The 9,013-nt window shown below is 40.3% G+C and carries 6 protein-coding genes and 1 pseudogene; 3 read left to right on the top strand and 4 right to left on the bottom strand.

Annotated elements, in window-relative coordinates; all coding sequences use genetic code 11:
• The 3 genes and pseudogenes from AC1DG9_RS18150 to AC1DG9_RS18140 all read right to left on the bottom strand — a co-directional run.
• A pseudogene (locus AC1DG9_RS18150) lies at positions 1-417 on the bottom strand (hypothetical protein); the annotation flags it as partial.
• Between the two features lie 11 nt (positions 418-428).
• Complete coding sequence (locus AC1DG9_RS18145) at positions 429-3,812, bottom strand: TonB-dependent receptor (RefSeq protein ID WP_477634995.1); 3,384 nt, start codon at positions 3,810-3,812, stop codon at positions 429-431.
• 234 nt (positions 3,813-4,046) lie between these two features.
• Positions 4,047-5,210 carry a FecR family protein gene (locus AC1DG9_RS18140; RefSeq protein WP_337716778.1) on the bottom strand — a complete coding sequence of 388 codons (1,164 nt, stop codon included), beginning with the start codon at positions 5,208-5,210 and terminating at the stop codon, positions 4,047-4,049.
• A gap of 222 nt (positions 5,211-5,432) precedes the next feature.
• Between AC1DG9_RS18140 and AC1DG9_RS18135 the strand changes: the two genes are divergently transcribed.
• On the top strand, positions 5,433-6,041 hold the full coding sequence (locus tag AC1DG9_RS18135) for an RNA polymerase sigma factor (RefSeq protein ID WP_288879135.1): 609 nt from the start codon (positions 5,433-5,435) through the stop codon (positions 6,039-6,041).
• A 105-nt stretch (positions 6,042-6,146) separates the two neighbouring features.
• Here AC1DG9_RS18135 and AC1DG9_RS18130 read toward each other — a convergent pair whose 3' ends face one another.
• Entirely contained in the window at positions 6,147-7,655 is a 1,509-nt protein-coding gene (locus tag AC1DG9_RS18130) for a sulfatase family protein (RefSeq protein WP_172660060.1), read from the bottom strand.
• A gap of 455 nt (positions 7,656-8,110) precedes the next feature.
• Between AC1DG9_RS18130 and AC1DG9_RS18125 the strand changes: the two genes are divergently transcribed.
• Together AC1DG9_RS18125 and AC1DG9_RS18120 are read left to right on the top strand one after the other, a co-directional pair.
• Complete coding sequence (locus AC1DG9_RS18125; RefSeq protein ID WP_172660059.1) at positions 8,111-8,710, top strand: methyltransferase domain-containing protein; 600 nt, start codon at positions 8,111-8,113, stop codon at positions 8,708-8,710.
• Positions 8,707-8,997 (top strand): hypothetical protein, encoded by a 291-nt coding sequence (locus tag AC1DG9_RS18120; protein ID WP_172660058.1) that lies wholly within the window; start codon positions 8,707-8,709, stop codon positions 8,995-8,997. Before AC1DG9_RS18125 ends, AC1DG9_RS18120 begins: the two co-directional genes overlap by 4 nt.
• Positions 8,998-9,013 lie beyond the last annotated feature (16 nt).

The raw sequence follows: 9,013 nt of genomic DNA, 5'->3' as shown, positions 1-9,013 counted from the left end.
CAGTAACTTCCAGTAGTACCATGCCCTGAAGAATTTGGCTTCTGCCACATATCTTTTTATTTCAGCATCTGTACTTGCCGATCCTTTTTCAATGATGTTGTTCGATGACCGAATATAGCCATAGCTGTCTGTCCAGAGTACCACTGACTCTGCAGGCTGCAGGTTTCCGTTACTTACCGAATTTGGAAAATTAAATGCTATATCTGATTCAGTATCCTCAAAGCCAAAACGGTCAAGTCCGTTATATAGATTATTTGCAGCCAGCTTAAAATCTGCACCCGTTTTCCAGAATGTAGCATCAGTGATACTGTCCTCCGAAACCAGGTTAAGGTCTTTTTTGCATCCGTTTAAAAGCGCAGCAAGGATAAACACACCTGCAATTAATAATTTCCTATGATTAATATATTTAAGTTTCATAAAGCTTGCGTTTAAAATTTAACAGTAAGACCCAGCGAATACACTTTATTGAAAGGATAAGTTCCCTCATTCCTGAAGCCATCCTCCGGATCAAAGTTCCCTCCAAATGTTCCTTTTGAAATGGTAAAAAGATCCTGACCGCTGAAGAATATTCTGGCAGTTTTCATTTTTAAACTGTTGGCAACACTGGCCGGCAGGTTATACCCCAGGGTAATCACCTTAAACCTTAAATAGGCTACATTCTGCATCGTGAGAGATGAAGCGCGATAATCATAACTTCTGATGTCATCATAACCTACACCACCAGGAAGATATCGTGGAAATTTAGCATCCGTTCTCTCTGGCGTCCAGGTCTTTCCATTGTAGTAAGAAAGCGAAGGCCAGTAAAATGTATTTGGGGTAGCAATGTTACCCTCATACCTTACATCTCTCTTTCCTACGCCCTGCAAAAACATCTGAAGGTCTAATTGTTTAAATCCTATGCTAATGTTAGAAGAAAAGGTATACCTGGGAATCAGGTTACCGAGATAAACCATATCACCATTAAGACCCTTTGATTTGTCGCCAAAAGCAGTCAACTTTCCATCCCCGTCAACATCACGATACATTACATCACCAATGGCTACGCGGGCAGGAACACCCGTAAGCTTTTTGTAGTTATCCAGCTGTTCCTGATTTTGAATGATACCCTCGTACACATAACCAAAATAAGACCAGATGCCATAACCTTGTCTGAATTTATTAAGACCTTCCTGATAATTGTCCAGATTTTTCAGTTCCACCAACTTGTTCTTGCTGTCACTAAGCTGTAGCGATACGCTGTAACGAAAAGCACCCACTTGGTCTTTCCAGGTGACTGAGGTTTCAAATCCCTTGGTGACCAACTTTCCCTGGTTTGAGGAAGGTGCGGTACCGCCATAAGTTGCAGGAACAGCAATGTCAACCAACATATCATTATTCGTTTTATTATAATAATCAAACGAAAAATTAAGTTTGGAACTAAGTAGTGCCACATCGATACCTATATTTTTATTTTCAATTGTTTCCCAGGTTCTATCTGTAGACGCTGGATTAGCATTGGCCCCGGTTAACCCCGAATTTGGACTACCTATAGGATAATTTCCACCAATGGAGATCAAGGGTATGTAATCATACAGACCCAACAGCCCAATTTCCTGGTTACCCATTTTACCCCAGGATGCCCTGAGCTTTAACAGATCAAAAGTATTGAGTGACTTGATAAAACTTTCTTCAGATAAATTGTAGGCCAGTGCAGCTGATGGGAATACCGCACTCCAGCGCTTATCCGGTGAGAATTTGGAACTACCGTCAGCACGTGCCGTAAGGTCTAAAACCAGTTTATCCCTGAAAGAGTAACTGAACCTGCCAAAGTACGAGCCTAGTGCCTGATTGCTTAGTCTACCAGTAAAGTTTGCATAAGCAGCTTTCGTTCTGTCAGCAAGATTTAAGGTAAAGATGTCATTGCCTATAAAATTATAACCATAGGTTGTCTGGCCTTCGATTTTGGTTTTTTCAATCGATCCTCCCCCCGTAAAGTTTATTCTATGATCAGCCCCCAGCTGCCTGTTATAGTCAAGGTATACCTGATACAATTTATTTAATGTTTTCAGATTAAGATAAGAGGCGGAATTCGGTGTGTTTCTGATGTCCTGAATGTCACCCACATAATTGTACCTTGTAAAGGTCCTGTTGGTACCATTGTCATTGAGGTAATCCAGTCTTATAGCTGCCTGTCCGATTAATTTAAGTCCCTCTAGAAGGGTGTAATCAGCTTTAAAATTGGTGGCAAACCTGGAGGAGCTTCCACGCTGAGTGCCTGCCTCTTCCAGTGACTGCGCCGGATTTTCATACCCTTGGTAGCCATAGAACTGCCCATTTGGGTTGCGCACCGGCTGATATGGGAACTGGCGGGTAACATTGGTCAGCGCATTTCCAAGCATAGTTGGTGTAATGGTAGACTTATTCTCAAAACTGGTTCTTGTTTCAAAGTTGAACTTAGGGGTCAGTCGAAAATCATAGTTGAGTCGAAGGTTATACCTTTCMGAATTGTTTTCTCCGAACCGGAGTGATCCTTCATCTTTATTGTAGCCCATAGATACTACATAATTATTGTTTTCCCCGCCACCTGATATGGAAAGGTTATGTAGTTGCTGAGTAGAATTTTTATAGATTTCTTTGTTCCAGTCCGTATAACCATAAAAACCAGGATAGCTAGTGATTCCATAATTCCAGCCACCATCAAGTTCTGGTGCTGCATTGGCCCTGATTTTATCAAATACCTCTTGTGGAAACCCATTGATACCAGCGTTACGAAGGCCCTCATCCATAAATTCAGCATATTCCAGCGTGTTCTGAATCTTCCTAAGGTAAGTCGGCGTTTTCAGACCTACTGTACCACTATAGGTAATTTCCGGTTTTCCGCTTTTTCCTTTTTTTGTGGTTACAATGATCACTCCATCTGCCGCGCGCGCGCCGTAAATGGCCGCAGAAGCATCTTTTAGCACAGAGATTTCAGCAATGTCATTTGGATTGATGTTATCAATATCACCAGGGATACCGTCAATCAACATCAGWGGATTACTTTCGTTTACTGAAGAATAGCCACGGATTTTAATGCMGTAGCTTTGATTTCCAGGTTGTCCGCTACCCTTAGTAATTGTCAATCCGGGTACAGTACCCTGCAATGCATCCAGGCTATTGTTAAGCGGGCGATTCTCAAATACATCAGACTTGACCGTTGAAATGGCACCAGTGATTGCCCCTTTAACTCTTGTACCATAGCCCACAACAACAACCTCATTCAGGCTGGTGTTCATCTTACTCATTTTAATCTCGATAGATTGTTGACCGCTAATGGATATCTTTTCGGTACGATAACCTAAATAGGAAATCACCAAAACAAAATTTGGCTCGGGATGGCTGATGGTAAAATTACCATCCTTATCAGTTACCGCCCCTGTCTTTGTTCCTTCAACCATGATTGACACCCCTATCAGCGTTTCATTTGTGGCAGAATCCCTGACAACCCCCTTAAGCACCTGCCATTTTTCAACAGCTGGCCAGAGCGTATTATCCCAACGCCTTTTAGCTGTAATCAGTACCGTTTTATTTCTGATTTTATAGTCAAACGGTTGTTTTTCAAAACAAAGATCCAGAACCTTTTTCAGATCGAGATTTTTAATATCCAGAGTAACCGGTTTAGCATTTTTTAGCGTGGCATTGTTGTAAAGGAAATCAAAATCTGTCTGCTTCTTAAGCTCGGAGATGACATCCGTTATCTGTGCGTTCTGAACAGATATACTTATTTTCTGCGCAAAGCTTTCGGCCCTGAGCTGAAAAACACTAAAAAACAATAACATATAGGTTAGTCTCATCTTTAGGGATATTAGTCGAAACATACAGGAATCCCTCCTGAAAACTATTTCAGTATTTTTTTTATACATTTGGTTGGTTGGTTTTTTAAATTATTCGTTTAGTTTGATCAGACCTCCGCTCCAGTTCACTCTGGCATACCAAGGGCGGCTCAAACGTCCTTGGTTCTTGGTGTCCTAATTTTTCATTAGTAATTACACATCTTACTCCTTTCTTTAGCTTTAGTTATATAAAATTTATTGGCTACTACTGACAATGATATTTCGGTTGGTAACCTGAAAACGGACACCCCCAAGTTCCTGTAGGTTTGCAAGGAGCTCAGACAGGTTTGCATTTCTGGAGAAAGTACCTCCAAACCGGTCATTCCCTAAGCGATTGTTATAGGTAATATCTACATTATACCAACGGCTGATAGTCTTCATCACACTTTTAATATCCTGGTTGTCAAACAAAAAATAACCGTTTTTCCAGGCAATTGCCTGATCGGTTTTGACATAAGCGATTTCAATATCTTTTCCGCTTTCTTTAAGATTCGATTGCTGACCGGGTAGCAGCATTTTGGCTTGACCGGTGGACAACTTACTAATACGAACACTGCCCTGCAATAAGGTGGTGGCAATATCAGCATCCCCTGGATATCCYTTTACGTTAAAATGAGTCCCCAATACACTTACCAACTGATCTCCGGTTTGTACCTTAAAAGGCTGTCGCTTATTATGAGCTACCTCAAAGTAAGCCTCTCCGGTTAAACGTACCTGACGATCTTTCCCATTAGAAGTAATTGGAAAGTAAAGTGTAGATTCAGAATTCATCCAAACATTAGTTCCATCAGGCAGCTTTACCTTATACTGCCCTCCTCTTGGTACATATAAGGTATGATAGGCCATTTTATCTGATGTAACTACCGGATTTTTTTCATTATGGTAGACCAAACTTCCGCTATCCGTTTTAGTAATCAAAACCCCATTCTTGTGGAAAATCGCTCCATTATTACTTTCATCAAGAATAATTTTTGTTCCATCAGCGAGTGTTAGCATTGCTTTGTTCTTTCCTGGCGGTATCGGAACCTGCGCTAGTTCAGCAGGAATCTCTGAGCGGCCGGGGAAAAACTTGTAAAACAAAAGTCCTGTACCAAGCAAAATCAAAATCGCGGCGGCTGATACTTTCCACGACCAGCTAGACAGCTGATGTCTCTTTTGTATATTTTTCCTTTTGTTAAAATTACGATACAACTCTTCTGTCAACTGCTCCTCACCTCCTGCCTGGTTAATCCAATGCTCAATCTGCCCATTGCCAGCACCTAATTTTTCGTACCAGTCATTAAGTTCCTCCAACTCCTCCTCAGTACAGCTGGAAGCCTGATATCGTTCAAATAAATATTGTAACCTTTCGCTATCCATAAATGATCTATCGGGGTGTGCTTATAATGGTAAGACGTACGAAAATTATCCAACCGTTATCCCTTCTTTATTTTTTTTTAGATTCATGTATCACTTGGCTGATTTACCCAATGACAGGGCAGGATAGTAAAGGACAGTTATGATAATTATGTTGCTTATTTTCGTATTAATGGATACAGGCATCTTTCGCCTGCACTGATAATTAATTTTTGAGGATTTTCGTTGACCAAATATAGAGTTATGCCTGTGGAGCTTAGTGATGCAGAATTGATATTGCTATGGCAGAATGGAGCGGATAATGCTTTTGAAGTGCTATACAAAAGGTATGCTGTCGGTTTGCTGTCGGCTGCATTGAGCAAAACCCGGAGCAGAGAGTTATCTGAGGAAATTATTCAGGAAACTTTTTTGACATTATTTACCAGGAAAAAAACGGCCAATCAAATTATCAACCTTTCTGCATTTCTGTATACCATTGTTAAACATAAGATCATAGATCATTACCGAAGAGAAAAACTGTTAAAAAGGTATGAGGAACATAGCTCTCATATTTTTACAGAAACAGACAATTCCACTTTACAGACAATTGAATCCAAAGAACTGGAACAACAGCTGATATTTCAGATAGAAAAGCTCCCGTTAAGATGCAGAAGCGTTTTTAACCTTAGCCGCAACCATCATCTCACGAACAAAGAAATCGCTTCAGAGTTGCATATTTCCGAAAACACCGTTGAACAGCACATGCGAAAGGCACTGAGACTTCTTCGAAGTTATTTCTTTGGTCACACAGAAAGAATTATCATTTTTTGCCTGTTTGTACTCTCTCTTTTTTAGCTTTTAAATCTGTAAACGTATTTCAGTATAGGACATGAACACCCGCTTAGCTATTGCTCACGAGATTGCTTAACAATTGCGAAAGCAATAGCTTAACATACTTTCTCAGGGTTTATCTTTTATAGTCGTCAATAAACCCTTAAGCATTTTCACTTTATCTGGATATTTGGCAGCAAGATTATTTTTCTCTGCCTCATCAGTTTTCAGGTTATACAGCTGCGCCTCTTTTAAACTGCCCATTTCTATGCCCACCAGCTTGTTATAGGCTGGCCCATCACCAGGCTCAATATACTTCCAGCCATCTTTTACTATCGAAAGCGTATTTGCATGTTCTATCAAGACAGACCTTCCCTTTTTAGATTGACCAAGAAATACATCAATGGTATTTTCGCTGTCAGGTGCATCTCCTGCGGGTATCGGCTGGCCGAGCAGTGCTGAGAATGAGGCTAATAAATCAATCTGGCTTACAGTAGCTGCAGAAACCTGTTGTGGCTTTATTTTTCCTGGCCAGCTTACAATAAATGGCACTCTGGTTCCAGCTTCCAATATGCTGTATTTCCCACCCCTAAAAGCACCTGTAGGTGTATGGCCATTTAGTTTGGTCACTGCTTCGTCCTCATAACCATCATCCAGGACGGGGCCATTATCACTTGAAAAAATAATCATGGTATTTTTGTCCAGTCCAGCTTCCTTTAACTGTTTAATAATCTCTCCCACGGTCCAGTCCAACTGTAAAATAGCGTCTCCGCGTAAACCTAAACCACTTTTGCCACGAAACATTGTTGCAGGCATCCGTGGTACATGAGGCTCGGTTAAAGCAAAATATAAAAAGAAGGGATCTTTTTGATTTTTTTGAATAAAATCCTTGGCCTTGATTAAAAAGGTTGAAGAAACCTCCTCATCCACCCAGCGTGCAAGTTTTCCTCCACTCATGTAACCAATACGGCCAATCCCGTTCACAATCGTATTGTTATGGCCCTGCCCTGGCGAAGATTGCAATTTTAACAACTCCGGATGTTCTTTACCCGTTGGCTCATCACCCACTTTCTCTACATAATTAACACTTATCGGATCTTTAGGATCCAATGCAACCACATTATGATTTTCCAGGAAAACAGTAGGGACACGATCGGCTGTAGCCGGAAAGATAAAGGAATAACCAAAACCAACCTCATTTGGTCCAGGCTTAATTTCATTATTCCAATCTTTCGCAACGGCATCACCAAGTCCCAGATGCCATTTACCCACAATACCAGTTTGGTAGCCTGCTTTTTTAAAGAGATTAGGTAAGGTAGTTTTATCGGTAGGTATAATTAATGCGGCATCTCCCGGCAAAATGCCAGTTCCTTTTTTACGCCATGGATACTCACCGGTCATTAAAGCATAACGTGAAGGTGTGCATGTGGCCGAAGTACAATGTCCATCAGTAAAACGGATACCAGATGCAGCAAGTTTATCTAAATTTGGTGTCTTTATTCGGGTAGCACCATAACAACTCAAATCGCCGTAGCCAAGGTCATCAGCATATATATAGATAACATTTGGCTTCTCTCCTCTTTGGGCAAAACTTAAATTAGCCATGAGGGACAATAGAATAACTAATATTTTTTTCATTTTTATTATTTTAGGTCGGGGTTGATAGCACGCTTATACTTTCCMCCCGCCCAAATTACAAAATATTAGATAACGTTCTTTACATCAATAAATCTAGAATTGATATTTAATGTTTCTTTTTCCAGCGCTGAAAAATGTTTAAGCGGGTTAACCATTAGATAAGAAGGCCTTTCTAGGGCGTCTCCAAGGCTTTGATAGGGTAATTAGCCCTACTAAGACCCTAGCAAGGCCCTATAAACGCCCTATCAACGCCCTATCAACACACAAATGTCGGAAGTCTTGTCACGTCCTGATATGGCTATAAGACAAACCCATATGTAGGCTTTGATGCTAGAAAGAGTAATCAATCCCATGCAATCCTACTTCAAATAATGACTTTTATCATTTTTTTTAGTGATCTTTTGTTGTGGAATCCATTGACTCCTTGCCTTAAATTCGCCATAACAAATTAAGACATGAGCACTTCAACTCTTTCTACAACACACTATTCAAACGACGAGATCTATGATAGCCAGCTATCTCCTAGAATGAAGAAGCTCTCCCGTATTCATTGGAGCCCTGTGGATGTAATTATGGCCTCCGCAGCCTTTCTCAGTGATAAACCAAATAGCAAGATCATTGATATTGGCAGTGGTATCGGAAAATTTTGTATTACTGCTGCCCAGCGTTATCCAGATTGTGATTTCTATGGTATTGAACAACGAAGGGATCTCCATGAAATTGCGCTGATGTCCAGGAAAAACAGTCCTTCTGAACTCAATATACACTTCATGCATGGTAATTTCACTGAGCTCGATTTCAGTAATTATAATGGCCTGTACTTTTTCAATTCCTTTGCTGAAAACCTGTACACCTATGGACGAATTGATAATTCTATACAGTATTCAGCAAGTTTGTATAATTATTACGCCAATATCTTTTACAAAATACTAGATAACAAACCAAGTGGAACAAGACTGGTAACTTACCATGGAAGTGATGCAGAGATACCCGCAGATTATCAGTTAATAGAGGCGAGTTTTAACCAATATCTTAAGATGTATATCAAAGAATGACCTATTCCATTAATAAAAAGATGACAATAAATGAGATGGTAGACTCCTTGATTTACCAGATCTCAAGCATGCAAAACTATGCTCAAGTGGAATCTGTGATACTGGATATTTCCAGGATAGCGGCAGTCCATGGTTTACCCGTATCTCAATGCTTCAGTAAATTGGAAATCACTATAGAAGAACTTTCTCCAATGGATTTAACAAGTACACAATGGAGTTGCTTTCGCTATGCTCTGATTTGTCTGCGCGAAAAAGCAAGTATTTTAAGGAAATACAGGCGGTATTAAGAGCACTTTATTATGC

The organism is Pedobacter sp. 05L430 (assembly GCF_056397585.1).
This window is presented reverse-complemented; position numbering and strand designations above follow the sequence as displayed.

Excerpts from the sequence above, each read along its gene's own strand:
- AC1DG9_RS18125 (WP_172660059.1), top strand. The coding sequence starts at position 8,111 with ATGAGCACTTCAACTCTTTCTACAACACACTATTCAAACGACGAGATC.
- AC1DG9_RS18130 (WP_172660060.1), bottom strand. The coding sequence starts at position 7,655 with ATGAAAAAAATATTAGTTATTCTATTGTCCCTCATGGCTAATTTAAGT.
- AC1DG9_RS18120 (WP_172660058.1), top strand. The coding sequence starts at position 8,707 with ATGACCTATTCCATTAATAAAAAGATGACAATAAATGAGATGGTAGAC.